This is a genomic window from Bradyrhizobium sp. CCBAU 45389 (genome assembly GCF_028128625.1).
GTDB classification, from domain to species: Bacteria; Pseudomonadota; Alphaproteobacteria; order Rhizobiales; family Xanthobacteraceae; genus Bradyrhizobium; species Bradyrhizobium liaoningense_B.
Genome location: NZ_LBIY01000097.1, coordinates 312,151 through 336,007, shown reverse-complemented (window position 1 = coordinate 336,007; position 23,857 = coordinate 312,151). Strand labels below are relative to the sequence as shown.

Annotated in this window: 23 protein-coding genes and 3 tRNA genes; 9 read left to right on the top strand and 17 right to left on the bottom strand. The window is 65.2% G+C overall.

All coding sequences use genetic code 11. The annotated features are described in order from the left end of the window. Both ctlX and XH79_RS34480 read right to left on the bottom strand, forming a co-directional pair. A complete protein-coding gene (gene ctlX / locus XH79_RS34485) occupies positions 1–963 on the bottom strand; it encodes a citrulline utilization hydrolase CtlX (RefSeq protein ID WP_271584562.1) in 963 nt (320 codons plus the stop codon). Positions 964–965: 2 nt separating this feature from the next. Next, positions 966–2,036, bottom strand: coding sequence for an ornithine cyclodeaminase (locus XH79_RS34480; RefSeq protein WP_442870004.1), 1,071 nt, complete (start codon positions 2,034–2,036; stop codon positions 966–968). Between the two features lie 113 nt (positions 2,037–2,149). On the opposite strand from XH79_RS34480, the gene XH79_RS34475 reads away from it, so the two are divergent. Next, positions 2,150–2,575, top strand: a complete 426-nt coding sequence (locus tag XH79_RS34475; protein WP_271584560.1) for an Lrp/AsnC family transcriptional regulator — start codon at positions 2,150–2,152, stop codon at positions 2,573–2,575. 521 nt (positions 2,576–3,096) lie between these two features. Here the strand turns inward: XH79_RS34475 and XH79_RS34470 are convergent. Both XH79_RS34470 and XH79_RS34465 read right to left on the bottom strand, forming a co-directional pair. Continuing rightward, positions 3,097–3,170 (bottom strand) — tRNA-Gly (locus XH79_RS34470). 315 nt (positions 3,171–3,485) lie between these two features. Next, entirely contained in the window at positions 3,486–5,897 is a 2,412-nt protein-coding gene (locus XH79_RS34465) for an ATP-binding protein (protein WP_271584559.1), read from the bottom strand. Positions 5,898–6,227: 330 nt separating this feature from the next. On the opposite strand from XH79_RS34465, the gene XH79_RS34460 reads away from it, so the two are divergent. Further along, the gene (locus XH79_RS34460; RefSeq protein WP_271584558.1) at positions 6,228–6,941 is read left to right on the top strand and encodes a substrate-binding periplasmic protein; all 714 of its coding nucleotides are present in this window, start codon (positions 6,228–6,230) and stop codon (positions 6,939–6,941) included. A gap of 10 nt (positions 6,942–6,951) precedes the next feature. Here the strand turns inward: XH79_RS34460 and XH79_RS34455 are convergent, their stop codons facing one another. Both XH79_RS34455 and XH79_RS34450 read right to left on the bottom strand, forming a co-directional pair. Continuing rightward, complete coding sequence (locus tag XH79_RS34455; protein WP_271584557.1) at positions 6,952–7,155, bottom strand: hypothetical protein; 204 nt, start codon at positions 7,153–7,155, stop codon at positions 6,952–6,954. Positions 7,156–7,181: 26 nt separating this feature from the next. Then, entirely contained in the window at positions 7,182–7,361 is a 180-nt protein-coding gene (locus XH79_RS34450) for a hypothetical protein (RefSeq protein ID WP_271584556.1), read from the bottom strand. A 202-nt stretch (positions 7,362–7,563) separates the two neighbouring features. On the opposite strand from XH79_RS34450, the gene XH79_RS34445 reads away from it, so the two are divergent. Next, positions 7,564–7,944, top strand: coding sequence for a YciI family protein (locus XH79_RS34445; RefSeq protein WP_271584759.1), 381 nt, complete (start codon positions 7,564–7,566; stop codon positions 7,942–7,944). A 9-nt stretch (positions 7,945–7,953) separates the two neighbouring features. Here XH79_RS34445 and XH79_RS34440 read toward each other — a convergent pair whose 3' ends face one another. Beyond that, on the bottom strand, positions 7,954–8,544 hold the full coding sequence (locus XH79_RS34440; protein WP_271584758.1) for a TMEM175 family protein: 591 nt from the start codon (positions 8,542–8,544) through the stop codon (positions 7,954–7,956). A 129-nt stretch (positions 8,545–8,673) separates the two neighbouring features. On the opposite strand from XH79_RS34440, the gene XH79_RS34435 reads away from it, so the two are divergent. After that, positions 8,674–10,731, top strand: a complete 2,058-nt coding sequence (locus XH79_RS34435; protein ID WP_271584555.1) for an ATP-dependent helicase — start codon at positions 8,674–8,676, stop codon at positions 10,729–10,731. On the opposite strand, the gene XH79_RS34430 is transcribed toward XH79_RS34435, so the two are convergent. From XH79_RS34430 to XH79_RS34420, 3 genes are read right to left on the bottom strand one after another with little or no spacing between them, the layout of a single operon-like run. Then, positions 10,732–11,979 (bottom strand): metal-dependent hydrolase family protein, encoded by a 1,248-nt coding sequence (locus XH79_RS34430; RefSeq protein WP_271584554.1) that lies wholly within the window; start codon positions 11,977–11,979, stop codon positions 10,732–10,734. It lies immediately after the preceding gene. 13 nt (positions 11,980–11,992) lie between these two features. Further along, entirely contained in the window at positions 11,993–12,496 is a 504-nt protein-coding gene (locus tag XH79_RS34425) for a GAF domain-containing protein (RefSeq protein WP_271584553.1), read from the bottom strand. Beyond that, positions 12,493–13,851, bottom strand: a complete 1,359-nt coding sequence (locus XH79_RS34420; RefSeq protein ID WP_271584552.1) for an MFS transporter — start codon at positions 13,849–13,851, stop codon at positions 12,493–12,495. Before XH79_RS34420 ends, XH79_RS34425 begins: the two co-directional genes overlap by 4 nt. A 112-nt stretch (positions 13,852–13,963) precedes the next feature. On the opposite strand from XH79_RS34420, the gene XH79_RS34415 reads away from it, so the two are divergent. Further along, entirely contained in the window at positions 13,964–14,887 is a 924-nt protein-coding gene (locus tag XH79_RS34415; RefSeq protein WP_271584551.1) for a LysR family transcriptional regulator, read from the top strand. Positions 14,888–15,023: 136 nt separating this feature from the next. Next, a complete protein-coding gene (locus XH79_RS34410; protein ID WP_271584550.1) occupies positions 15,024–16,055 on the top strand; it encodes an LLM class flavin-dependent oxidoreductase in 1,032 nt (343 codons plus the stop codon). A 13-nt stretch (positions 16,056–16,068) separates the two neighbouring features. Here XH79_RS34410 and rlmB read toward each other — a convergent pair whose 3' ends face one another. Beyond that, positions 16,069–16,896 carry a 23S rRNA (guanosine(2251)-2'-O)-methyltransferase RlmB gene (gene rlmB / locus XH79_RS34405; RefSeq protein ID WP_271584549.1) on the bottom strand — a complete coding sequence of 276 codons (828 nt, stop codon included), beginning with the start codon at positions 16,894–16,896 and terminating at the stop codon, positions 16,069–16,071. A gap of 207 nt (positions 16,897–17,103) precedes the next feature. On the opposite strand from rlmB, the gene XH79_RS34400 reads away from it, so the two are divergent. After that, positions 17,104–17,189, top strand: a tRNA-Tyr gene (locus XH79_RS34400). Positions 17,190–17,399: 210 nt separating this feature from the next. Here XH79_RS34400 and XH79_RS34395 read toward each other — a convergent pair. Both XH79_RS34395 and XH79_RS34390 read right to left on the bottom strand, forming a co-directional pair. Beyond that, positions 17,400–17,879 (bottom strand): hypothetical protein, encoded by a 480-nt coding sequence (locus tag XH79_RS34395; protein ID WP_271584548.1) that lies wholly within the window; start codon positions 17,877–17,879, stop codon positions 17,400–17,402. 56 nt (positions 17,880–17,935) lie between these two features. Then, positions 17,936–18,421, bottom strand: coding sequence for a hypothetical protein (locus tag XH79_RS34390; protein ID WP_212341438.1), 486 nt, complete (start codon positions 18,419–18,421; stop codon positions 17,936–17,938). 306 nt (positions 18,422–18,727) lie between these two features. On the opposite strand from XH79_RS34390, the gene XH79_RS34385 reads away from it, so the two are divergent. Both XH79_RS34385 and XH79_RS34380 read left to right on the top strand, forming a co-directional pair. Continuing rightward, complete coding sequence (locus XH79_RS34385; RefSeq protein WP_212341437.1) at positions 18,728–19,180, top strand: hypothetical protein; 453 nt, start codon at positions 18,728–18,730, stop codon at positions 19,178–19,180. A gap of 164 nt (positions 19,181–19,344) precedes the next feature. Next, positions 19,345–19,419, top strand: a tRNA-Thr gene (locus XH79_RS34380). A gap of 369 nt (positions 19,420–19,788) precedes the next feature. On the opposite strand, the gene XH79_RS34375 is transcribed toward XH79_RS34380, so the two are convergent. The 4 genes from XH79_RS34375 to XH79_RS34360 form a co-directional block, all read right to left on the bottom strand. Continuing rightward, complete coding sequence (locus tag XH79_RS34375) at positions 19,789–20,208, bottom strand: GFA family protein (RefSeq protein ID WP_271584547.1); 420 nt, start codon at positions 20,206–20,208, stop codon at positions 19,789–19,791. Positions 20,209–20,329: 121 nt separating this feature from the next. Further along, positions 20,330–22,165: an outer membrane protein assembly factor BamB family protein gene (locus XH79_RS34370; protein WP_271584546.1), complete on the bottom strand. Its 1,836-nt coding sequence runs from the start codon at positions 22,163–22,165 to the stop codon at positions 20,330–20,332. A gap of 96 nt (positions 22,166–22,261) precedes the next feature. Beyond that, positions 22,262–22,969 (bottom strand): class I SAM-dependent methyltransferase, encoded by a 708-nt coding sequence (locus XH79_RS34365; protein ID WP_271584545.1) that lies wholly within the window; start codon positions 22,967–22,969, stop codon positions 22,262–22,264. A gap of 79 nt (positions 22,970–23,048) precedes the next feature. After that, on the bottom strand, positions 23,049–23,768 hold the full coding sequence (locus tag XH79_RS34360) for a class I SAM-dependent methyltransferase (RefSeq protein WP_212341428.1): 720 nt from the start codon (positions 23,766–23,768) through the stop codon (positions 23,049–23,051). Positions 23,769–23,857: the final 89 nt, after the last annotated feature.

Below are 23,857 nucleotides of genomic sequence, written 5' to 3'. Positions count from 1 at the left end.
TCAAGACGCCGGCTCTACGCCAGAATTCAACGCGAGATTGCGCGAGGCCAGGTGGATTCCGGCGAGCATGCAACGCACCGAACCTCCCGCGAGCTCGATGGTCGCCACCTCGATCGGCAAGATCGTCGCCAGGCCTTCCAGTGTCGCGACCTGTTGCGGCCGCAGGGCCCTGAGGGCGCGCGCTGACATCGCCACGATCCGCCCGCTGCGGCCCTGCAGCTCGATCGCGTTGCCGGCAAATTCGCCGATCTGCTCTTGGCTGAGGTCGATCACGACGCGCCCCGTTCCTGCCAGCCGCTCCGCGATTTCAGCGCGCCGCATCAAATCGCGGCTCGTGTCGAGCCCGATCAGGCAAAAATCGGTGCCGATGCACATCAGCACGTTGGTGTGGTAAATTCGTCGTCCCTCGGGGTCGACCGCATCGAAGACCACCGGCTCGAAACTGAAGTGCGTGCAGAACCGCTCAAGCGCGACCTCATTGGTACGGTTCGAGCGGGCGGCATAGGCGACGCGCTCGATATGATCGAGCACCATCGCACCGGTGCCTTCGAGATAGACACCGTCCTGCTCAAGCCCGGAATAGTCGATCACGTCCTGCACGCGATAGCGCTGCTTGAGCATCTCGATCACATCCTGCCGACGCTCCCGGCGCCGGCTCGGCGAGAACATCGGATAGAGCGCGACATGACCGCCCGAATGGGTGGAGAACCAGTTGTTGGGGAAGACAGAATCAGGCGTCGAGCGGCCCTCATCCTCGAACAGATGTACTTCGACACCGGCCGCCTCCAGCGCATCGGCCGCTCGCGTCACCTCGTCATGGGCGGCAATTGCGATCGCTGCGGCGCTGCGGCACGCGTCCGTTGCCTGGAACAAATTGTCCTCGGCCGTCGCCGTATTCGGGCTGAAATGGTGCGGGCGGATCATCACGACGCCGCGCGGCGCCTGGACCGAAATCTTCTGCATGGTCAGCACGCCTCGAGCACCGGGCGCGGCTGTTGTGTCGACCGGGTGAGCAGGCCAAACAGGTTCCGCGGATCCTCCGGCTCGGTCAGCAGATCAATCTCATCGTAATAGTCCGTGCCTGCGATCAGATCGCGCAGATGGCGTAGCGCCGAGAAGTCTTCGATGGCGAAACCCACGGAATCGAAGATCGTGATCTGGTCCTGCGATCGACGCCCCGAGGCTTGGCCAGCAATGACCTGCCACAGCTCGGTGACCGGAAAATCGTGGGGCATCTGTTGAATCTCGCCCTCGATCCGGGTCTGCGCCTGCAGTTCGACGAAGACGTCGGCGCGCAGAAGGATATCCCGCTGCAATTCGGTCTTGCCGGGGCAGTCACCGCCGACCGCGTTGATATGGACGCCGGCTCCGATCATGTTGTCCGAGACGACCGTTGCCTTCCGCTTGTCGGCGGTCAGGGTCGTGACGATATCGGCACCGATAACGGCCGACTCCGCGCTCATGGCAGCCACGATCTCGAACCCATACGGCGCCAGATTGGCCCTGAACTTCGCGGTCGCAGTTGGGTCGATGTCGAAAACCCGCAGCCGCCGGATGCCGTTGACCGCCTTGAAAGCGAGCGCCTGAAACTCCGACTGCGAGCCGAGCCCGATGATCGCCATCACCTGCGCATCGTTGCGGGCGAGATATTTCGCAGCAACAGTCGAAGTTGCGGCGGTGCGCAGTGCGGTCGTGATCGTCATCTCCGAAAGCAGGCGCGGATAGCCGGTTTCGACGTCGGACAACACGCCGAAGCCGGTCACTGTCTGCAGACCGCTGCGCGTGTTCTTCGGATGGCCGTTGACATATTTGAAGCCATAGAACTCGCCATCGCTGGTCGGCATCAATTCGATCACGCCGTCACGGGAATGGCTGGCGAGGCGCGCGGCCTTCTCGAAGGCGCTCCAGCGCCGAAAATCCTCCTCGATATAGCCGGCGAGACCAATGAGGTAGGGCTCGATTCCGACTGCGCCGATCAGGCGAAGCATATTCTCAACACCGACATACCGAACCATTTGTGAGCCCTCCTGCACGATTCTCCTCGTTTAGGAATCGTAGGCCGGAGCAATTTGTGCCATACACTTCTAACAAGTTCGATTTTCGGCCAAAATATGTACAATTCGCTCAACTAAAGTAAGCAGATTGCTCAATGCTTGTTTTCGACGAACTGGATCGCCGGCTGATTTCCGTCTTACGCGAGGACGGACGCGCGCCCATCTCGAAGCTCGGGACAATTCTCGGTATCTCGCGCGCGACGGTTCAGAACCGGCTCGACCGGCTCATCGAGAGCGGGGCCGTGCTCGGCTTCACCGTTCGCTTCCGGCAAGACTATGACGTCAATGCCATCCGAGCGATCATGATGATCGAGGTTACCGGCAAATCCACCACCGCGGTGATCCGGCAACTGCGCGGCCTGCCGGAGTTGCACTCCCTGCATACGACCAACGGCACCTGGGATCTGATCGCCGAGATTCGCGCCGACAGCCTCTCCGACTTCGATCGTGTGCTGCGCGAAGTGCGCACCATCGACGGCGTCCTCAATAGCGAGACCAGTATCCTGCTGAGTTCGGTTTAGATCGATGCGCGGCACATTTTGGAGCCGACATATCCTTGAATCTGCGCGAGGAGCCGTTTGCGGGCAAGCACTGCGCGACTCCTATCCGCCGATCGGGCGATCGGTCGACGCGCTTCCGGAGGCAGGTCCCGATATCCATTCCGTAGTACGCCACACGCTCGGCGTGCTGACGCACCCGCCGCCTTCGGCGTGGATCGACCGTACAGGTCCGAAGCCTTGCATCATAACGGCGCGGACTGGGAGCCGGCTCTCACCGGATCGGCGTCCGCCACGTCTCGGCTCGGTGCAGTCAGGAGCAAACAAGGCCAGGATTGGTGCGCGGAGCAGCGAGTCGCGCGCCCGTATACCGGCTGCTCCAAGGCCTCGAATGCCTCGGATCGCCATCGACGCGTCAAGGACTCGATTACACTGATCGGCCAATTCGGGCTTTGTTGTACGGTGGTTGTATGAAAATCGAAAGCAAGCGGCAAAACCCACCCACAAAGCCAACGCAACAGCCTGCTTTCACTGGGGAAATATTTTGGAGCGGGTGAAGGGAATCGAACCCTCGTATTCAGCTTGGAAGGCTGCTGCTCTACCATTGAGCTACACCCGCGTTGGCGATCCCCTAACACGGCCGGGCGGCGGTCTCAACTGGCTCTGGACGGTCTTTCCCGCGTCAAGCCCCCTGTTCCCGGCATTTCGCCCCGCCCCTTAACGGCCGGGCAATCCCGCCCTATATTAAAATCTCCCGAAACCAACGAAAGGAGGTGATCCAGTGTCTTATCTCAAGCGCTGTCACCTCGCTGGGATCGCCCGCTAGGCTTTGAATAGGGCTTGGCATCGGGGCGTTCTCAGCCCTGGACCAGCGAGCAAGAAATCGGGCGCGACGGGGCCTCCCCGCCGCGCCTTTTTCGTCTGTCGGCGCAGCTCAGGCAGACGGCTCGCCCGCAAGGACTTCGCGAATCTTCTGCGACAGCTCCGATTTGCGGTACGGCTTCTGAAGCAGCGCCACGCCGGGATCGAGATGCCCTTCGTGGACGATGGTGTCGTCGGTATAGCCGGAAGTGTAGAGCACCCTCACCCCCGGCCGGCGGAGCCGGACGGCCTCGGCCAATTCCCGACCATTCATGCCGCCGGGCATGATGATGTCCGTGAACAGGAGATCGAATTTGGCGCCCTGGTCGACCAGCGCGAGCGCGGATGCGCCGTCGCCGGCAGCGAGCGTGCGATAGCCGAGACTGCCGAGCTGGGCGATGACATAGCCCTGCACCAGCGGATCGTCCTCGACCACGAGTATCGTCTCACGCCCGCGCGCTGTGGCGGGCGCCTGAACCGGCGCCGTCTTTCCCGGCGCCTCGCCCTTCGACCGCGGCAGAAACAAGCGCACCACGGTGCCACGCCCCTCCTCGCTCTCGATGGCGACGGTGCCGCCGGTCTGGCGGGCGAAGCCGTAGACCATGCTGAGCCCGAGCCCGGTGCCGCGGCCGACGCCCTTGGTGGTGAAGAACGGCTCGAACACGCGCTCACGGATGTCGGCAGGAATGCCGTGGCCGGTGTCGCCGACTGCGACCATCACGAAGGCGCCACGCACGACACCGCCCTCGCCGGCACCTTCCGTGCCGTCGAGCTCCCGGTTCGCGGTCTCGAGCGTCAGCCTGCCGCCGCCGGGCATCGCGTCACGCGCATTGACCGCGAGATTGACGATCGCGGATGAAAGCTGCGACGGATCCGCCATCGCCGACCAGGCGTCGTCCGCGAGCCGGGTCACGATCTCGACCTGCTCGCCCAGAATCGGCTTCAGCAGCTTCGCTGTCTCCAGCACGAGGACATTGACGTCGATCTCGCGCGGCTCCATCGGCTGGCGGCGCGCGAAGGTCAGGAGCTGCGAGGTGATCTCGGCGCCGCGCGCGGCCGCATCGTCGATGAGCTGCGCGATGGCGGCCAGCTGGGGCTTGTCCGCAAGCCCCTCCTGGATGATCTCGATCGTGCCGGTGATGACGGTGAGCACGTTGTTGAAGTCATGCGCGACGCCGCCGGTGAGCTGGCCGATGGCGTCCATCTTCTGGGATTGGCGCAGCCGCTCCTCGGTCTCGTGCTGCTCGGTGAGATCGGTGGCGGAGCCCCGATAGCCCATGAAGCGTCCGTCCGACGCGAACACCGGCTGGCCGTTGACGCTGAAATGATGCATGCGCCCGTTCGCATCGCGACCGCGATACTCGAACTTCCGGAACGGCTCGTGACGGTCCAGCGTCGCCACGTGCGCACGCCATTTCTCCGGCTCAACGTCGTGGTCGAAAGCGGCATCGGTGCGGCGCTTGCCGATCAGCGCCTTGTGGTCCATGCCGAAGGCACCGGCCCGCTCCGATATATAAGTGAACCGATGATCCGGCCCGGTTTCCCAGAACCAGTCGGACGCGGTCTCGGCATAGTCGCGGAAGCGCTGCTCGCTCGCGCGCGCATCTTCCTCGGCGCTGCGGCGGACCTTCAGGTCACGCTCGAGATTGGCGTTGGCCTCGCGCAGCTCGCCGTATGCGCGCCCGAGATTGGCGCACATGGCATTGAAGGCGACGATCACCTTGTCCAGCTCGTCGGGATCGTCGGGTGGCCGGCGTTCCAGGTGCAAAGGCGGCGGCGGCCGCGTCAAACTGTATTTGCTGACGAAGTCGGCGATGGCGACGAGATGTCGCGTCACCAGCAGATGGAACATGTAGATGATGAACAGCGAGACGAGAAACGTCTTCGCCGCCTGGCTCGCCAGAATGATCAGGGCGCGGTTCATCAATTGCCGATAGACCTCGCTCAGCGTCGCTTCGACGTGGAGCACGCCGATCGTGCGCACGGCTCCCTGCACGGTGTAGTTCAGCGGATAGTCGCGCGTTACGATGGAACGGGTGTTCGGCGCGCCGACCGCGATACGGATCGGATTGGGACGATCGGCGATCTCGCGCACCTCGGCGGCGCGGATGTCGGGCAGCCGCAGGATACCGTCGAGCAGGAGCTTGAGCTGGTTCTGGTCGAGATTCCACAGGCTCTCGCCGAGGCTGCCGGTGGTGCTGCGGCCGATCTCGTCGAGCCGCGTCTCGATGACGCCGACCTCGCGGTTGTAGTCGAGATAGAGCTGAAGCGCCGTCAGCACCAGCGTGACGATCGAGGAGAACAGCAGCACGGCGGCCAGCAGGCGCGGCCCGACGCCGCTGCGTAACCAGTTGAAGATCCGCGACAGCATTGTTCCGATCATCGCCGGCGCAAGTGCAGCGCCGATCCCGCTCAAATCCTGCTTCGCCGCCGCGGGGGCAACGGCGCGGCTGCGCTTGGAATCCTCATCGCCTGAGTTGCCCATGCACCATGTCCCGGAATGGCGGCACCTGCTCCGGCCGACCAGTCGCGGCCGCGAGCAATTCGACAGTTGAGATTCTCTTCACGCGAGGTGCGTGGCGATCCTGTCGCCCTTGGGCGGTTGAGGGTTGGCGGGGTCATGGCTTGCGCCCAGCAGCAGGATTCTCGCGCAAGCTAGCACCTCGCGTGCTAGAATGACACCGGTGAAAGTCCGGAGTCGCCTCACGTCGCGGGCGAGCGTTGATCGTCACGGCCGGCGCGCGGGCGCCACCCCCGGTAGATCGGGCTGGCCTCCGAATCCAGCGGTAGCAGGGTTAGACGAAGGAGAAGCGTGATGTGGCGGATCGCCGTCGCCTGGCTGTCTTTGCTCGCAGCCGCTCCATTGCAGGCGCAGGAAGTGATCCGATTGGCGCGCATAGCCGACATCCCCGATCAATATGTCGGCGGAGAGATGCTGCGGGTTGTCTACGCCAAGCTGAACGTCAAGCTCGAATTCGAGGACGTTCCCGGCAAGCGGGCGCTCGCGCTGTCGAGCGCCGGTGAGGTGGACGGCGAGATCCAGCGGATCGGGACGCTTTCCCGCGACTATCCGACGCTGGTCCAGGTTACGCCGGCGATCAACTACATCGAGCCCGCGGTGTTCACGACGAAGCTCCATTTCGATGTCGCCGGTTGGGATTCAATTCGAGACTACAGCATCGGCATCGTCCGCGGCGTCGGCTCATCGGAGGCCGGTACGCGCGGCATGGCCCGCGTCACGGCGACGACCAGCCTGGAGAGCATGGTCAAGATGCTCGACGCCGATCGTTTCGACGTGATGGTCACCGACCTCTTCAGCGGGCTCGTCGCCGTGAGGAAGCTCAACCTGCAGGCCAGGATCTACCCGCTCTCGCCACCGCTCGAGCGCATCCATATCTATCACTATTTGCACGAACGGCATCGCGCTCTGGTGCCTGAGGTCGGCAAGGTGATCGCGCAGATGGAGGCGAGCGGCGAACTGGCGACGCTGCGTGAGAGGCTCGTCAAGCAGATCCTGAGCGCACCATAACGGTGTCGGCTCAGGTCGCGCGAAGCCGTTCGCGAAAGGCGACGGCGGCGATCAGCATGCCGACGCACCAGGCCACGACAGCCCGCTGAGGCTGTTCGCCGAGCAGCACGGTGAATACGCTCGTGACCAGGCATGGCGCGATCGCGCAACCGTTCCGGCTCGCCAGCGAGAGCAGGAACGGCATCGCCGCAATCGAAATTTGCAGGACGCTCATTCGCGAAGCCTGTCTCGCCGGAGACTTCAGAAGCCGCAGACATTACGCGGGCGCTTGCCGCGGCGACTCTCGACAATGCGCTCGCCACCATTCTCGGCCGAGCTGCCGTAATAGCGGTGGTGACCGCTCTGGTCGTGCAGATCGGCCGGCTCCGACTGGCCCGCCCGCCGCGCGTCGCAGATGATCTTGATGAACTGACCCGACATTGCCGCCTCCAAATTCCTCAGCCTTCTTGGTGGTCATCAGTCGCATCGGCTTCGGGCGGCGTTCACAGCGGCCGGTCGCAATCGGGTTTCAGGATGGTTTCGTCGAGGCCTGCACGACGCAATATTTTGTTGAGGGGGATTGTCGGTTGCGGGCGTGATGATACGTCCTTTGGACGCGCGCAGCAAAATCAACGAGGTGACGATGTTTTACGCGATCCTGGCCTATCATGTTGAAGACGAGCTTTTGTCCTGGACGCCGGAGCAGGATGCCGCGGTGGTGGCCAAAGTCATCGAGGTTCAGGCGCCCATGCGGGCCAGCGGACATCTTGGGCCCGCCGCCCGCCTGGATGACACAAGAAAGGCTCGCACCTTGCGCGGCCCCGGCGCGGGCATGGTGCTGGACGGCCCGTTTGCCGAGACCAAGGAGCAGCTTCTCGGCTTCCACCTCGTCGAATACGACACGGATGAGGAGGCGATCGCGGCAGCGCGGAAGCTGCGCGAGGTCAACCCGACCGCGGTGTACGAAATCCGGCCGGTCAAGCTTTACGTGCCGGCCGATGGGTTCGGCGCGACAAAGGGGTGAGCCGGCGTCTTACGCGTCCGTCCTGATCGGTGCGGCATAGAAGCGCTGGATCAGCAGCCCTCCGAAAGCGACGAACCACACGAAGGGCGCGACGTGCGGCGCGAATGCCGCCACGACCGTGCCCGGGATGAACACGAGCAGCGGAAACAGCGACGCCATGATCTCGTGGCGCCAGCCGCCCAGGATCGTCCACCACAGCCAGGCGTTGAGGCCGGCTATCGCGGTCAGATGCAGGCCATAGAGCACGGCGACGGCGCTACTCATGGCGAAATTGGTGTAGAGGCCGTTGGTCACCGGCAGCAGCACGATCGAAAGCAGGAAGAACAGGTTGAGGATCACCACGCCGCGGCCGCCGACCGGTTGGCGCGCCAGCCGCCGGTGATGGCTGATCCAGAACACACCGGCGATGATGAAGCTGAGCGCAAGGCCGGCGAGCTTGCCGGAATAGACATGGGCGAGATCGCTCCAGCCGGGTGTGCTGCTGAACACAGCCGCCTTGGGCAGGTCATAGGCCAGAAGCGTCATGGCGACGCCGAAAATGGTGTTGCTGAGCGATTCCAGCCGCCGCATCTCGAACTGGTCGGGCTTGAGCTCGGTCATGCCGGGCATGCTCTTCTCGGGCTGGAACCTTGGGCCGTCTTTCCCCCTAAATCCTAATTCCGGTTCCGTCCAGCCGCATTGCGATTCGCGCCGGGATGGCCGACTCTCGGCCTTTCACCGGGGCGATTCGTGGCAACATATCTGGACACGCTCAATGCGGAGCAGCGCCGCGCCGTCGAGCATGGCGTGGCCGATGGCGCGACCGTGGGAAGCCCCCTGCTCGTCATTGCCGGCGCCGGCTCCGGCAAGACCAACACGCTGGCGCACCGCGTCGCGCATTTGATCGTCGCCGGCGCCGATCCGCGCCGCATCCTGCTCATGACGTTTTCGCGCCGCGCCGCGGCCGAGATGGCCGGCCGGGTCGAGCGTATCGCCCGCAAGGTCTTGGGCGAGAACAATGCCGCGATCATGCGCGACGCGCTCACCTGGGCCGGCACCTTCCACGGCATCGGCGCGCGGCTCCTGCGCGAATATGCCGAGCGGATCGGCGTCGATCCCGCCTTCACCATCCACGACCGCGAGGATTCCGCCGACCTGATGAACCTGGTCCGGCACGAGCGCGGCCTGTCCAAGACCGAGAGCCGCTTTCCGGCCAAGGGCACCTGCCTGTCGATCTATTCACGCTGCGTCAACGCCGAGATGGAGATCGAGAAGGTGCTAGGGGTGCACTATCCCTGGTGCGCGGGCTGGGCCGCCGAACTGAAGGGCCTGTTCGCGGCTTACGTCGAAGCCAAGCAGGCCCAGCACGTGCTCGATTACGACGATTTGCTGCTGTACTGGTCGCAGATGATGAGCGATGCGCTGATCGCCGAAGAGATCGGCGGCCGCTTCGATCACGTGCTGGTCGACGAATACCAGGACACCAACCGCCTGCAATCCTCGATCCTCTTGGCGCTGAAGCCCGACGGCCGCGGCCTCACCGTGGTCGGCGACGACGCGCAGTCGATCTATTCGTTCCGCGCCGCCACCGTGCGCAACATCCTGGACTTTCCGCAAAGCTTCTCGCCCCGCGCGGAAATGATCACGCTCGACCGCAATTACCGCTCAACGCAAGCCGTGCTGGCGGCAGCCAACGGCGTCATTGGCCTCGCGCGTGAGCGCTTTACCAAGAACCTCTGGACCGACCGCACCTCCGGACAGAAGCCGCAGCTCGTCACGGTGCATGACGAGGCCGACCAGGCCCGCTACATCGTCGAAGCGGTGCTGGCCAACCGCGAGCAAGGCGCGCTGCTCAAGCACCAGGCCGTGCTGTTCCGGACGTCCTCGCATTCCGGCCCGCTCGAGATCGAGCTGACCCGCCGCAACATTCCGTTCGTCAAATTCGGCGGACTGAAATTCCTCGACGCCGCCCACGTCAAGGATGTGCTGGCGCTGCTGCGCTTTGCCGAGAACCCGCGCGACCGCGTCGCGGGCTTTCGCATCCTGCATCTACTGCCGGGCATCGGCCCCGCCACCGCGCAGCGTGTGCTCGACCAGATGGCGGAGAGCACCGATCCGCTGCACGCGCTCGGCCAGCTCCCGGTGCCCGCGCGCACGGGCGCGGATTGGACCGACTTCGTCCGCACAGTCGAAAACCTGCGCTATTCGGAATGGCCCGTGGATCTCGAACGCGTCCGGCTCTGGTACGAGCCGCATCTGGATCGCATCCACGAGGATTCCGAGACGCGCCGCGCCGATCTGATGCAGCTCGAGCAGATTGCCAGCGGCTATTCCTCGCGCGAGAAATTCCTGACCGAGCTCACGCTCGATCCGCCGGATGCGACCAGCGATAAATCAGGTCCACCCTTGCGCGACGAGGATTATCTGATCCTCTCCACCATCCATTCCGCCAAGGGCCAGGAGTGGAAATCGGTGTTCTTGCTCAACGTCGTCGACGGCTGCATGCCATCCGATCTCGGCGCCGGCACCAGCGCCGAGCTTGAGGAGGAGCGCCGCCTGCTCTATGTCGCGATGACGCGCGCCAAGGACGATCTCCACCTCGTGGTGCCGCAGCGCTTCTTCGTCCACGGCCAGGCCGCCAAGGGCGATCGCCACGTCTACGCCTCGCGCACCCGCTTCATCCCGGAATCGCTGGTCTATCTGTTCGAGCGCGCCGCCTGGCCGAAGGCCGCGGCAGGTGCAGCGCGCACTGCCGCGCAAGGGCCGAAGATCGACATCGGGGCGAAGATGCGCGGGATGTGGCGGTAGTTACGCGTTCAACCGGTCGAACTGCACTTTGCCCGCCTTCATCACCAGCGGAATGTGCTCGCCCTGGCCGAGCAGGCAGGCGACGTCGCGCAGCGGGTTGCCGTCGACCACCAGCAGGTCCGCGATGGCGTCGGGCGCGATGCGGCCGAGCTTGCCCTCCATGCCCAGCACCTCGGCGCCGATCAATGTCGCGCTGGCGATGACGGCGCGCGGGCCGAGGATTTCGGCGCGGATGCGGAATTCGTCGCTCTGCAGCCGCTGCGACGGCCCGAGCAGGTCGCTGCCGAATCCCATCTTCACGCCGGCATCGCGATAGATCGCGAGCGAACGCAGGCCCGCGTCGCGGACATCGGCGATCTTGGCCACGCTCTCCGGCGGCAGGCCATATTGGGCGCCCTCGTTGGCCAGCGCCTCGTAAGTGACGAGCGTCGGGACCACATAAGCGCCCTTCTCGGCCATCAGCCGCGCGGTCGGAGCGTCGACCAGGTTGCCATGCTCGATGGTGCGCACGCCGCAGCGGACCGCGCGCTCGATGGCGGCAGCGGTATAGGCATGGGCCAGCACATAGGTCTGGCGGCCGCGCGCCTCCTCGACGATGGCGCGGATCTCGTCCTCGGAGTAACCGAACGCGCCGACCGGATCGGTCGGCGAGGCGACGCCGCCGGAGGCCATGATCTTGATCTGGTCGGCCCCCATCTGGAGCTCTTCGCGCGCGGCCTTGCGCACGCCGTCGACGCCGTCGGCGACGCGCGCCAACGCGCCGACACGCACGCAACACGGACAAGGTGCGTCGCTGGCGAGATAATCCGACCGCGCCCGCATGTCGCCGTGACCGCCGGTCTGGCTGAGCGCGCGGCCCGAGACGAACAGCCGCGGGCCGTCGGTCAGGCCGGTCTCGATCGCCTGCTTCAGCGCGTGGCCGGCGCCGCCGGCATCGCGAACGGTGGTAAAGCCACGCCGCAGCATCCCACGCAAGAGCAGCGTCGAGCGCAGCGTCACCAGCACGTTCGGCATGTGCACCTGCTGCGCCAGGTTGAGCTCGACGGCGATGGCATGCACGTGAAGATCGATCAGGCCGGGCATCAACGTCTTGCCCTTGAGATCGATGGTGCGATCGGCGGTGGCCTGGAGCGGACGGTCGGAGACCTCCTTGATCACATTGTCCTCGACCAGCACGTGATGGCCCTCCAGCAAGTCCGGCTGGAGGGGGTCGAGCAAAGCGGCATTCTTGAAGAGGATGCTTGGCATCACGGCAGTCCTGTCAGAGATCGGCCGGCGCGAGTAGCGCCGGCAAGGTGAGCTGGGCAAAGGGAAGGCACGCGGCGACATCATCTTCGCCGTACCAGCCCGCCTCGTGAAGCAGATTGAGCGAGCCGAGCGTGCGTCCGCGCCAGCGCACGGGCATGTTCAGCACGCTCTCGCAGCCGAGCGAGGCGATCAGCTCGTGATCGGAGAACACGGTGCGCAGATCATCCCGCGTATAGCCGATATAGGCCTCGCCGCGGTCGAGCACGGCCTCGGTCCATGGGCCCGGTGCAAGGCGCTTGCGTCCGCCGGCCGGGTACGGACCGGGCAGACTGGAATAGAGCCGCGCCAGTTCGCTGGTCGCCTCGTCATAGGTCAGGATCGTGAACAGCTTGTGCCCGATCGCCGACTTCACGGCCTGGTCCAGCGCCGTGAATAGCGCATCCGGCTGATCGGCCCTGCCCTGCGCCGCCGCGACGGCGCAGAGGAGCGGATCGGCCTTCAGTTTCGTCCGCGTCATGCCACCTCACCCGCCGCGATCTCCTCCAGCGAGCGGCCGCGCGTCGGCACACCCATCAGCACGACGGTGACGGCCCCTAGCAGCAGCACGGTGGTGGTGACGCCGAACACGCCGGCAAAGCCGAAGTTCGGATAGAGATAGCCGACCAGAATCGGCGAGACGATCGCGCCGATACGGCCGATCGCCGACGCAAGGCCTGCGCCCGTGGTCCTGACCGGCGTCGGGAACACCTCAGCGGTGTAGGCATAGACGCCTGCATAGGTGCCGTTCATGAACAGCGACAGGAAGATTCCCGCCGCCATGATCTGCTGGTCGCTCTGCGCGAAGGCGAGCCCGAGGGCGCTGATGCCGCCGAGCACCATATAGGTCGCGATCGTCGCCTGCCGGCCGATGCGCTCGTTGAAATACGCGGCGCTGAAATACCCGGGAATCTGCGCACAATAGATCGCGATCGAATACGCGAAGCTCTTGGTGATGCTCATGCCGTTCTGGACCAAGAGGCCGGGGATCCAGACGAAGAAGGAATAATAGCTGAAGGTGATCGCCAGCCACATGATCCAGGTCATGATGGTGATGCGCGCCTGCCGGCCCGCCAGAAGCGCGGCGAAATTGGCGAGCAGCGTCCCGCCTGTCCCCGCCGGCGCTGTGGCTTCGGCCACCGGCTGCGGCAGGACGTGGCCCTCGCGTGCAAAGCCCGCCTCGATCCTGTCCAGCAAGGCTTCGGCTTCCTTGCCCCTGCCCCGGCTTTCGAGCCAGCGCGGCGATTCCGGCAGCGACTTGCGCCACCACAGCAGCATGACGACCGGCACTGCGGTGATCACCAGCACGATGCGCCAGCCGTTGTCGAAAGTGGGCACGATGAAATAGCCGAGCAAGGCCGCAGCGACGAAGCCGAAGGAGAAGAAGCCGGCCAGCGCCCCGGTGAAGCTGCCGCGGTAACGCCGCGCCACGAACTCCGCGAGATAGGGCGCGATGATCGCGCTCTCCGCGCCGGTGCCCATGCCGGCGACCACGCGCGCGGCGAAGAAGGACGGCCATGTGTCGACCATGGCGCTGACGATAGAGGCCGCGCAATACAGCGCCAGCGCGGACATCATCACCGCACGGCGGCCGATCAGGTCGCCCAGCGTGCCCGCCAGCAACGCGCCGAACAGAAAGCCGATATAGGTGCTGCTGCCGAGCACGCCGATCTGCACGCTCGTCAGATTCCACGCCGTGCGCAGTACCGGCAGGATGAAGGCCAGCACCGCCGCGTCCATCGCGTCGAACATGTAGCCAAGCCCGCCCATCAGCAGCAGATGCGTGTGGAAGCGTGCGAACGGAAGGCGCTCGATGCGCGCCGATATCATCGACATGAAAGTCCCCCTCTGATGTCACGGGCCCGGCGCGCCGCTCGGGAGGGAACCATAGACAAAGTGACATTATCGTCATAATTTATAATCATGATCTGATATATCACGATGGTGAATGTTCGTGTCGTTCCGCGCGCTCGACCTCAATCTCCTGAAAGTCTTCGAGGCGCTGATGACCGAGGGCAGCGTCACGCGTGCCGCGAATGCGTTGCGGATGACCCAGCCCGCGGTCAGCAACGCGCTCGCGAGGCTGCGCGACGCGCTCGGCGATCCCCTGTTCGTGCGCGCCGGCACCGGCATACGCCCGACCCAGCGCGCCGTGGTGCTGTGGGAGCCGATCGGCGAGGCACTGGAGAGCGTCCGTGGTGCACTCGACGAGCAGGTGTTCGATCCCGCACGTGCACAGACCGAGTTCAGCCTCTCGATGTCGGACTACGTCTCCTCGCTGGTGATGCCGAACCTGCTCGACCATCTCGGCAAGGTTGCACCGAAGTCGCGCGTCCACACCGTGCCCAATACCGTCGTCGAGATCGCCGAACAGCTCGAGGACAACAGGGTGGACTGCGTGCTCAGCGTCTATGTCAACGAAGCGCAGCAACCGGCCGCCATTCGCTCGCGCTCGCTGTGGACGGTCGACTATGCCTGCTTCATGCGGCGCGGCCATCCGCTCGCCGCCCAGAAACGGCTGAGCACGCGCACTTTCCTCAACGCGGGCCATGTCGACGTGAGCCTCGCGGGCAAGACCATGCCGTCCTACGACCTCTTCCTCGCCTCGCGCGGCCTGTCGCGCAATCTGGTGGCCACCGTCAATCATTACAGCGCGGCCTATGAGGTCGTGCGCCAGTCCGACTTGATCGCCGTGCTGCCGAGCGACCTGCGCTCGCAATCGAGGCATGCGCCGTTCCTGCATGCGATGCCGCTTCCCCTCAAAGCGCCGCCGCGCATCGTCAGCCTGTTCTGGCACCAGCGCAACGACACCGTGCCGGCGCAGCGCTGGCTGCGCGAAACGCTGGTGGAGATGTTCGCCAGATCCGATTGAGCCCGCTGGTTCGATGTAAAATCGGAAACGATGCCTTTCCCGGATCAGCATTGTCGAAGCCGCCTCCCCGCCATAGCTCCACGGCAACTATTTCCCTCCCGTGAGGGGCCTGTCGCGCCCCGCAGAGATCTCATCAATGACCGCACCGCTCGAATTCGGACTGGACACCTTTGGCGATGTCACCAGGGCCGCCTCCGGCACCATGCTTCCGCATGCGCAGGTGATCCGCAACGTCGTCGACGAAGCCATGCTGGCCGACGAGCTCGGGCTCGATTTCATCGGCCTCGGCGAGCATCACCGCGCCGACTTCGCGATCTCCTCGCCCGAGACCGTGCTCGCGGCGGTCGCGGCGCGCACCCGGCGCATCCATCTCGGCTCGGCCGTGACGGTGCTGAGCTCGGACGATCCGATCCGCGTGTTCCAGCGCTTTGCGACGCTCGATGCGCTTTCCAACGGACGCGCCGAGGTGATCCTCGGCCGCGGCTCCTTCACCGAATCCTTTCCGCTGTTCGGCTTCGACTTACGCAAGTACGAAGAGCTGTTCGAGGAGAAGCTCGACCTGTTCGCCGCACTGCTGTCGCAGCAGCCGGTGACCTGGCAAGGCAAGCTGCGTCCGCCGTTGAAGGACCAGATCGTCCATCCGCCGGTCGAGAACGGCCGGCTTAAGACCTGGATCGGCGTCGGCGGCAGCCCGCAATCGGTCGTGCGCGCCGCGCATTACGACTTGCCCCTGATGCTCGCAATCATCGGCGGCGATCCCGCGCGCTTTGCGCCCTACGTCGATCTCTATCACCGCGCCTTCAAGGAGTTCGGCCGCCCGGCGCAGCCGATCGGCGTGCACTCGCCCGGCTACGTCGCCGAGAGCGATGCGCAGGCGCGCGAGGAGCTGTGGCCCGATTACAAGGCCATGCGCGACCGCATCGGCAAGGAGCGCGGCTGGCCGCCGATGGGCCGCGACGAGTTCGTGAGCGAGGCCGAGCACGGCTCGCTCTATGTCGGCTCGCCCGAGACTGTGGCGCGCAAGATCGCCAAAACCGCGAAAGCGCTCGGGATTTCGCGGTTCCAGTTGAAATATTCGGCGGGTCCCCTGCCGCACGAGAAGCTGATGAAGAGCATCGAGCTCTACGGACGGAAGGTGGTGCCGCTGGTGCGGGAGATGATGGGGTAGCAGCTCGGCAGCGCTACTTCATCAGTCCAAGCCGGCTTGCGCCGACATAGAGCGAGAGCACGGCGGCGTTGGAGACGTTGAGGCTCTTGATCTCGCCGGGCATGTCGAGCCGCGCCACCACGCTGCAGGTCTCGCGGGTCAATTGCCTGAGGCCCTTGCCCTCGGCGCCGAGAACCAGCGCAAGCGGCTCGCGCAACGCGACGTCCGAAAGGTTCTCGGTGCCCTCGCTGTCGAGGCCGACGGTCTGGAACCCGCGCTCGTTGAGCGCGGTCAGCGCGCGGGCGAGGTTCTGCACGGTAACCATTGGCACAAGTTCGAGCGCGCCGGAGGCGGCTTTTGCGAGCACGCCGGTGGCTTCCGGACTGTGGCGTGCGGTGGTGACGATCGCCTTCACCGCAAAGGCCGCGGCCGAGCGCAGGATGGCGCCCACATTGTGCGGATCGGTGATCTGGTCGAGCACCAGCACCATGCCTTCCTGCTTCAGGGTCTCGATGTCAGGCGAAGGCAGGGGATCGGCTTCGGCGAGCAGGCCCTGATGCACGGCGTCGGGCGATAGCAGGCGGTCGATCTCCTGGGGCCGCACGATCTCGGGCGCGACGCGGGTCTCGATGTTTTCCTCCGCGAGCCGCCTTGCGGCGTTCTCGGTCAGCGTCAGCTTGCGGATCCGGCGCTTTGGATTGGCGAGCGCCATGGTGACGGTGTGCCAGCCATAGAGGATGACGGGCCCGTCGGCATGCGAATCGCGGTCGCGCCGGGCCGGGCGGCCGGCCGATTTTCCGGGCCTGTTGAAGGGCTTAGCCCCGCCGCGGGAGCCCCTCGGGGCGAATTTTTTGTCCTTCATGGGCTCGCTTGTGTCACGGGTGCCGGAATATGGCAATTTCGGTGCCTTCAGGGGCGATTTTAGCTGTTCGCCTCGGTTGACTTTGCCCCACCGCTTCGCCCATAAACGCGCCCGGTCGCGCCCCCATCCGGGCTGTCGCGGCCTTCACGTTCCATGGCCGTCTTCGGTCCGCCGGCAAGGTCCGGCCCGATTGTGCTGCCGTCGAGCGGGGGAGTGTCCCGAGTGGCAAAGGGAGCTGACTGTAAATCAGCCGCCTCATGGCTTCGCAGGTTCGAGTCCTGCCTCCCCCACCAGCCTTCGCTCGCTTCGCGAGCTACGGCTAGGCAAGCCAGTTCAGAACATCATTAAGCGAAGCGAGCGAAGGCTGCCACGCCGTAGCCGGTAGGCGTAGGCGGGCTGACGGCCAAAACCGATTCCGATCGCGACCACGCGCACACCAACAAAACAAAACGCCCGTCCGCATCACGCGAACGGGCGCTTCGCAAATATCGACCGATCAGGGATCAGTAGTAGCGGCGCAGCACGCGGTGACCGCCGTAGTACGGCGCGTGGCGATGAGCGTAGCCATAGCGCGGGCCGTAGCCATAGTGCACGCGCGGCAGATAGCCGTAGCGCGGGCCGTAGCCGTAGCGATACGGACGGTAGTACGGGCGGTGATAGGGGGCGGCGCGATAGCCATAGCCGTAGCCGTAATTGGCGGGAGCGACGACCGCGTCCTCACGATAGGTCGGATACGGCGCGAAGGCACCCGGGCCGGTGTAGGTCGGACCCTGGTTGACGTAATAGTACTGCGTGGTCGGCTCGGCGAGACGCTCATAGGCGCCATAGCCGTATCCATAACCATAGCCGCCGCAGCCGGTGTTGCAGCCGGTATAGACCGGCGCAACGGGTGCGCACGTGGTGAAGCCGCAGGCCGCGGCAGGCGCAGCCCCGACAAACATCACGGTAGCCGCCGCGACCAGTCCCGAAATCATTTGACGCATTACTCTCTCCTGTTGATTTTCGTTTGTTGGAATTTGTCTTGGATTCTTGACGCTTCTTAACCCGGCGGCTTGCCGGGGATTTCGACATGCGGCCGTGGCCGGGGGCGCCGCGGACGTTCGTTGATCTCCGGCGCGTAGATCACCGGCGGAGGGTCGACGGGCACGTCCATCTGCGCCGGCAGCGGCGCCGACGACGCGCCCCAGCTCTGGTGATAGCCCTCGGCGGGCTTGGGCAATTTGCGGTTCGCGGGCGGCTCGACCTCGAGCCGGCCGTAGCCGGGCCGCAAGCCGAGCGTCGGATAATAATGACCGACGTCGGAGGGCTGCCGCTCGGCGACATAGCGTCCGCCATAGATCGTCGGCTGCACCTGGACGTTCTTGCCCAGGCCCCAGACACCTTCGACGACGCTATAGGACGCATCGATGTTGTTGATGATGATCGGCACGCCGGGACGGCCGGGCACGACGATGTCGAAGCCGCCGCCGGCCAACGCCGTCGCGGGCAGTCCGATCAGAAAGGCAGCGAGCGCCACAGCGCGCATGAGAAGGCCCCGGTTATCCGGAACACAACCTATCCGATCGCAACATGGAGAGGGTTAAGGCCTGCTCACCAAATTCCGGTAAGCCTAACGCGTAAGGATCGCGAGCCGCTCAAATGCCGAAAGGCGCGCTAGCAAAGCGTTAACGCGGCGCGAACTCACGGCAGGTGCCGGAGCGAGCAAGGTTGCGTGGCACAAATTTCACATCCTGGACGGGCTCACGTCGATGTGACCCCGCAGGCGAGAATCCGCGGAACGACTGCCGGAGGTGGCATTTAGCACAGGTCTCAACAACATGGAGAAAATGCCATGACGAGCCTGAAGCTTCTTGGCTTGGCCGCGATCGTCGCGTCCACGCTGGCAACACCGGCCTTCGCACAAGCCACGGTCGACAATTCGGGCCGCTGCACGGGGCTCTTCCAGGATCCCAATTGCCAGAATCTCGGTCCCGCCAATTCCACCACCGACCGCGCCTATCGCCGCCGCCACATGGCCCGCAACCAGGTGAATCCGAATGATGGACGGCAATCGGGCTTCTGGCCGCTCGATACGGCGGGCGCAGTGGCTGGCGCGGCCGTCGGAACCGCAGCAGCGGTCGCGGCTGCGCCGTTCCAGGGCTGGGGCAATGCCTACGCGAGCTACGACCGCGGCGGCCCGGGCTGGTACGGCAACTGGGACGCCTATGCGACCCGCAACGGCATCGTCTGTAGGCCCGGCACCTGGACCAAGGGCGAAGACGGCCGGCGGCACCTCTGCCAGTAAGCTTCCATCGGGTTGAACGGTTTCAGGCGGCCCAGCGGGCCGCCTGTTTCATGCCGGCGAGACGCCACCTTCGGGTTCTGGCACTTTCCAATCAAGTCTGGTATTGCGGCGCGCACAGGCGGACAGCCCCGGCGCATGCCGACCCGGCCCCGCTTCCCAGCGTCGCCGGCTTAGCTCAGCGGTAGAGCAGCGGTTTTGTAAACCGAAGGTCGGGGGTTCAATCCCCTCAGCCGGCACCATTGGTTTAGCCGACACCGCGTCGTGGCCTGACGCAAGAACCAAATCATCAGTTCGGCGTTATCCTCGCACCATAGAGCCGTCTCGTGGAGGTCTAGCGATGGACCCGAATGATCGAGCAGCCTTAGCCCTATCCGCTGTCGCCTTGGCCATCGCCATTGTGGTTGCATCGACAGTGACGTTAGAGCGCGTCAATACCCGCACGGCCAGCAACGACGCACCTCCCGGAACGGTCGGACTCGCCAGGCCTCACCCGCCGCTGGACCGTGCTCCCGGTGAGCCGATACAGACGACAGGAGCGCCGTCTAACGCACGGCAGCATCCCTGACCGAATACCGGCCGCGCCGGCACCAGCGCTCGATGCCTGTGCCTCAGCCTGAACTCTTCCGCGCGCTGCTCTGTTCGAAGTGCTCGACAGCCGCGCCGCCGATCTCGACCCAGGCATGTTTCGATTGCTCGAACACCGATCTGACGGGCGCCGGGAAATCCGGGTCCGCGATGGCGCCGACGGCAACGCCGATCATCGCCGGCAGATTGTCGGCTTGCCAGTAGACCGTTGAACCGCAGTCGGGACAAAAATGGCTGCGGACCTTGCCGCCGCTTGCGGCGGCGCGAACGTACTCCTTCGGCGCGCCGAAGATCGTGACGGCTTCGACCGGGTAAAACGCACCGACACCGAACGGTGCCCCGGTTCGCCGCTGGCAGTCGATGCAATGACAGGCCGCGACCAGCCTGGTCGGTCCCGGAAGCGAAAGTGAAACAGCGCCGCAACTGCATCTGGCATCGATCATCGAATTTGCCTCCCATTGCCGCATGCAAATTGAAAGAGCAGCGCCACTCACCCTCCGTCGTCGATGAGGCAACCTCAAGCCGGGTCCCGGACGCAGTGCAGGGAAAGACTCCGTGACGCCCTCACTCCGTCCCCACCTCGAACGCCAGCAGCACGTTGCCGGCGACGCCGCTCCACTGGCCGTAGCCGGCATTGGTGTAGAGCATGCCGCCGGCGATGACCGGCCCGGGGCCGTCGATCGCGCCACCATGGGCGGGGACGCCGTTCACGGCCTTGAAATCCTGCGCGGTGTCGAACTCCCAAAGCAGCTTGCCGTCGGTGGCGTAGGCCCGCAGGAAGCCGCTGACGCTACCGGAGAACACCACGCCCGGGATCAGGCTCACCGCCGCCGAAAGCGCGGGACTGCATTGACGACGGTCGCCGCAGGGGACCGGGGGCACTTCCATTGCGATCTTCCCGCTGGCGAGGTCTAGGCCGAACAAGCCTCCTCCTTGCGTGGAATCGAGTTGCCGCGTTCCGTCGCGGGTAAAGCGCACGTCGGAGTTGGCGACATAGATGCGCTCACCATCCGCGGCCGAGCCCCACTCGCTGCCACCGAGCGCTCCGCCCTTCCCGATCCGCGTCTGCCACAGGATCTTGCCACCGTCATCGGGATCGAGCGCGTGCACGACCCCGGATTTCTGCGCGATGGCGAGCACGCGGCTGCCGTCGCCTAAGGTCGCCAGGATCGGCGACTGGCCGAAATCGTGATCGGGTCCGTGATCGTCGGGACAATTGGTCTTGTCCGCGCCGTAGCATGCCACGACATAGGCGTCCTTGGGCGTCGCCTGCTGCTTCCAGAGCAGTTTCCCGGTCCCGAGCTCGAAAGCCAGGATCGCATCTGCGGTTGCGGCCGGCGGGTTCGAATAGGAATTGCTGGTAGCGACATAGACGGCGTTGCGCTTCGGATCGATCGTCGGCGCCGACCAGATGGCGGCGCCGGACGGACCGAACAGCTGCGTGCCCCTCGCATTCTTGCTCGTCGGATGCGGCACCTCGGGAATCGTATAGGCCTGCCACACCAGCTTGCCGGTCGCGGCCTGCAGCGCCACCACACTGCCGCGGAAGGTGCAGCATTCGTAACTGGGTTGCGAGCCGGCGGCTTCCTCGAGCGAGGACACCGGGACGTAGAGCACGCCGGAATGCAACGTCGGCGCGCCGGTGATGCGCGCGGCGGCATGCTCCTCGACCTTCGTCTTCCAGATCAGCGCGCCGGTCAGCGCGTTCACGGCATAGGCGTTGGCGCGCAAATCGCCGAAGAAGACCGCGAACTGATCGGAGCCTGGAAGCTGTCCAAAGCTGATCGCAGCGCGCACGGCCCCGTCTGTCGCGAACGTCCACAACGTGCAGCCGCTTCGCGCGTCGAGCGCATGCACCTTTCGATCGGTGCCGCCGATGAACAGCACTCCGCCCATGATCGTCGGCGGCGCAAAGGACACCGAAGCGCCGGGAAACGCATAAGCCCATTTCAGCCGCAGGTGCGGCACCTGCTCCGCCGTCAGCCCCGCCATGTCGGCGGGCTGGAAGCGGCTGTTGTTGAGGTCCACGCCCCACCCGTTCCAGCGCGGACCATCGAGGGGCTGCGGAAAGCCGCTGAGCTGCTGCGTGCAGCGACCCTCCGCGTCGGCTGCAACGCCGCTACCTGCGGTCTTGCCGGTGACGAAGGCGGCAATCGCGCGGCGTTCCGCGTCGCTGCGATCCTTGGCCATCGCCGCCATGCTGCCGGAGGTCAAAGCCCCCAGCACATGATCGAACGACATCGCCTGCATGGCGGTGCGGCCCGGTACACGGCTCTGCGCATCGCCCTCGTGGCACTGCGCGCAATGCGTGGCGTAGAGTGCGGCGCCGTCCTGCTGCTGCGCCAGGGCCGGAGCGCAGCACCAGATCAACAACGCGGCCAGGACGGCACTTGCTCTCATGGGTGAGCTCCGGCAGGGTCGATACGAGATCGCTGCACAACCGAAAGTCTATCGCCGGGATGATCACCGGCGCAATGGACGATCGACCCGCGCCTGTCACACATCCGTGGCAATGCGATCGGGCAGTCGGTCGAGTTGCCAGAGGCCGAGGCTCTTGTCGCGCCAGCCGCCGCCTCCCTCCTCGCAGCGCTCGTTGATCAGCTCGCGCGGCGACGGCCAGTTGAACGGCGCCCTCATCATGTTCAGCGCGCGCCAGTCGCCGTCCTCGCAATCGCGATTGTCGTCCCATTCGGGAAACGTCGTGACCAGCAGGAAGCGCGCGCCGCTCGCACGAAAATTCCGTAATGCCCGCGAGATGTTGTCGAAACTCAAATGCACCAGGCAGTCGCGGCACAGGATCAGGTCGGCGGGCGGCAGCACATCGCGCGTGATATCCCGAACGCAGAAGCGACCGGAAAGCTCGCCGCGCGCGGCGCGCTCGTTGTTGGCCGCGATCAGCGACGGCACGATATCGATGCCGGTGTAGTCGAGACCGAGCTTCATGCGGCCGATCCAGCCCGCATCGCCGCACGGCGCATCCAGCAGCGAGCGCACGCCGAGCCGTTGCAGCAGAGGAGGCAGCGCGTCCCGGATTGCAGCAGTCGCTGGGTCCTCCGAGCCGAGGCCCGAGACCGAGTTGGCTGCGCCCCACAGGTTCGTCCGCTCGATCCGCTCGAAGCGCGCGGCGAGATCAAGGCCGACAAAATTGTCGCGATCGGCGACGAAGCGTTCGTGAGCCAGCACGGGAGGACGATCGGGGATCATGGGAGGATTCCAAATCCAGATTCCATCGCGAGCGCAGTCTACACATGAAAGTCGCGTCAGAACTCACCGGCCTCGCCACTCAAGCCGGCTTCAGCCACTCCATGATGTGGAAGTAAGGCACGCGGCGATGAATGGCGTTTCTGCCGGGGTCGCCGCCCTCGGGCTCCGGCTCGATGAACAGGCGCAGCTGAAGCCCGTGGTCGAGCAGCAGCGTCATGTAAGTGCTGAGCGGACGATGCCAGTTCTGGATCCGGATGCCGTGCCAGCTCACCCAGATCGGGCGCTCGTCCATGTAATGATCGATCGCGAAGCGCATCTCGCCCTCGCGATCGCGGGTCCAGCCGTCGGGCTGCCCCGCAGTGTTGAAGCTGGTCAGATTGGCGATGAGCAACGTGCCGCCAGGCCGCAGCGCCCCCACCATCTTCGCGATCGCCGCGCCGAGATCGGGCATGTCGATCAGGCTGAGATAGCTGACGACCAGATCGAAGGACGCATCGAAATCCATCGTCTCGGCGCGGCCGAGCCGATAATCCCCGCCAGGGTCGAGTTCCCTGGCGCGCGCGAGCAGCGCCTCGGTCGGATCAATGCCGGTGGTGCGGATGCCGGCGCGCTGCATGATGCGGCAGAAGCGTCCCTCCCCGCAGCCGACGTCGAGCGCATTGCGGAAACCGCGGCCCTCGATCCGCGCGCGCATCGGCGCATCCAGCACGAAGCGGCGACCGTAGTCGCCGTCTTCACCTTGCTCGATGATCCAGGCGGCCGCGGACGCGGCCCAGCCGTCGCCGACATCTTCGGTCATGGACTGCCTTCGAAGGAGCGCGGACGCGGAACGCCGCGGGGACGGCTACTGATCACAGATTGGATCAGAATTCAACATCAGGTAGCATG

What these genes read in the sequence shown, in the direction of transcription:
- XH79_RS34420 (WP_271584552.1), bottom strand. Translation starts at nt 13,851, where the DNA reads ATGTCGATGATATCGGCGCGCATCGAGCGCCTTCCGTTCGCACGCTTC.
- XH79_RS34365 (WP_271584545.1), bottom strand. Translation starts at nt 22,969, where the DNA reads ATGATCCCCGATCGTCCTCCCGTGCTGGCTCACGAACGCTTCGTCGCC.
- XH79_RS34445 (WP_271584759.1), top strand. Translation starts at nt 7,564, where the DNA reads ATGTTTTACGCGATCCTGGCCTATCATGTTGAAGACGAGCTTTTGTCC.
- XH79_RS34410 (WP_271584550.1), top strand. Translation starts at nt 15,024, where the DNA reads ATGACCGCACCGCTCGAATTCGGACTGGACACCTTTGGCGATGTCACC.
- XH79_RS34440 (WP_271584758.1), bottom strand. Translation starts at nt 8,544, where the DNA reads ATGACCGAGCTCAAGCCCGACCAGTTCGAGATGCGGCGGCTGGAATCG.
- XH79_RS34360 (WP_212341428.1), bottom strand. Translation starts at nt 23,768, where the DNA reads ATGACCGAAGATGTCGGCGACGGCTGGGCCGCGTCCGCGGCCGCCTGG.
- XH79_RS34475 (WP_271584560.1), top strand. Translation starts at nt 2,150, where the DNA reads ATGCTTGTTTTCGACGAACTGGATCGCCGGCTGATTTCCGTCTTACGC.
- XH79_RS34375 (WP_271584547.1), bottom strand. Translation starts at nt 20,208, where the DNA reads ATGATCGATGCCAGATGCAGTTGCGGCGCTGTTTCACTTTCGCTTCCG.
- rlmB (WP_271584549.1), bottom strand. Translation starts at nt 16,896, where the DNA reads ATGAAGGACAAAAAATTCGCCCCGAGGGGCTCCCGCGGCGGGGCTAAG.
- XH79_RS34465 (WP_271584559.1), bottom strand. Translation starts at nt 5,897, where the DNA reads ATGGGCAACTCAGGCGATGAGGATTCCAAGCGCAGCCGCGCCGTTGCC.
- XH79_RS34430 (WP_271584554.1), bottom strand. Translation starts at nt 11,979, where the DNA reads ATGCCAAGCATCCTCTTCAAGAATGCCGCTTTGCTCGACCCCCTCCAG.
- XH79_RS34455 (WP_271584557.1), bottom strand. Translation starts at nt 7,155, where the DNA reads ATGAGCGTCCTGCAAATTTCGATTGCGGCGATGCCGTTCCTGCTCTCG.
- XH79_RS34450 (WP_271584556.1), bottom strand. Translation starts at nt 7,361, where the DNA reads ATGTCGGGTCAGTTCATCAAGATCATCTGCGACGCGCGGCGGGCGGGC.
- XH79_RS34425 (WP_271584553.1), bottom strand. Translation starts at nt 12,496, where the DNA reads ATGACGCGGACGAAACTGAAGGCCGATCCGCTCCTCTGCGCCGTCGCG.
- ctlX (WP_271584562.1), bottom strand. Translation starts at nt 963, where the DNA reads ATGCAGAAGATTTCGGTCCAGGCGCCGCGCGGCGTCGTGATGATCCGC.
- XH79_RS34415 (WP_271584551.1), top strand. Translation starts at nt 13,964, where the DNA reads ATGTTCGTGTCGTTCCGCGCGCTCGACCTCAATCTCCTGAAAGTCTTC.
- XH79_RS34395 (WP_271584548.1), bottom strand. Translation starts at nt 17,879, where the DNA reads ATGCGTCAAATGATTTCGGGACTGGTCGCGGCGGCTACCGTGATGTTT.
- XH79_RS34460 (WP_271584558.1), top strand. Translation starts at nt 6,228, where the DNA reads ATGTGGCGGATCGCCGTCGCCTGGCTGTCTTTGCTCGCAGCCGCTCCA.
- XH79_RS34390 (WP_212341438.1), bottom strand. Translation starts at nt 18,421, where the DNA reads ATGCGCGCTGTGGCGCTCGCTGCCTTTCTGATCGGACTGCCCGCGACG.
- XH79_RS34370 (WP_271584546.1), bottom strand. Translation starts at nt 22,165, where the DNA reads ATGAGAGCAAGTGCCGTCCTGGCCGCGTTGTTGATCTGGTGCTGCGCT.
- XH79_RS34385 (WP_212341437.1), top strand. Translation starts at nt 18,728, where the DNA reads ATGACGAGCCTGAAGCTTCTTGGCTTGGCCGCGATCGTCGCGTCCACG.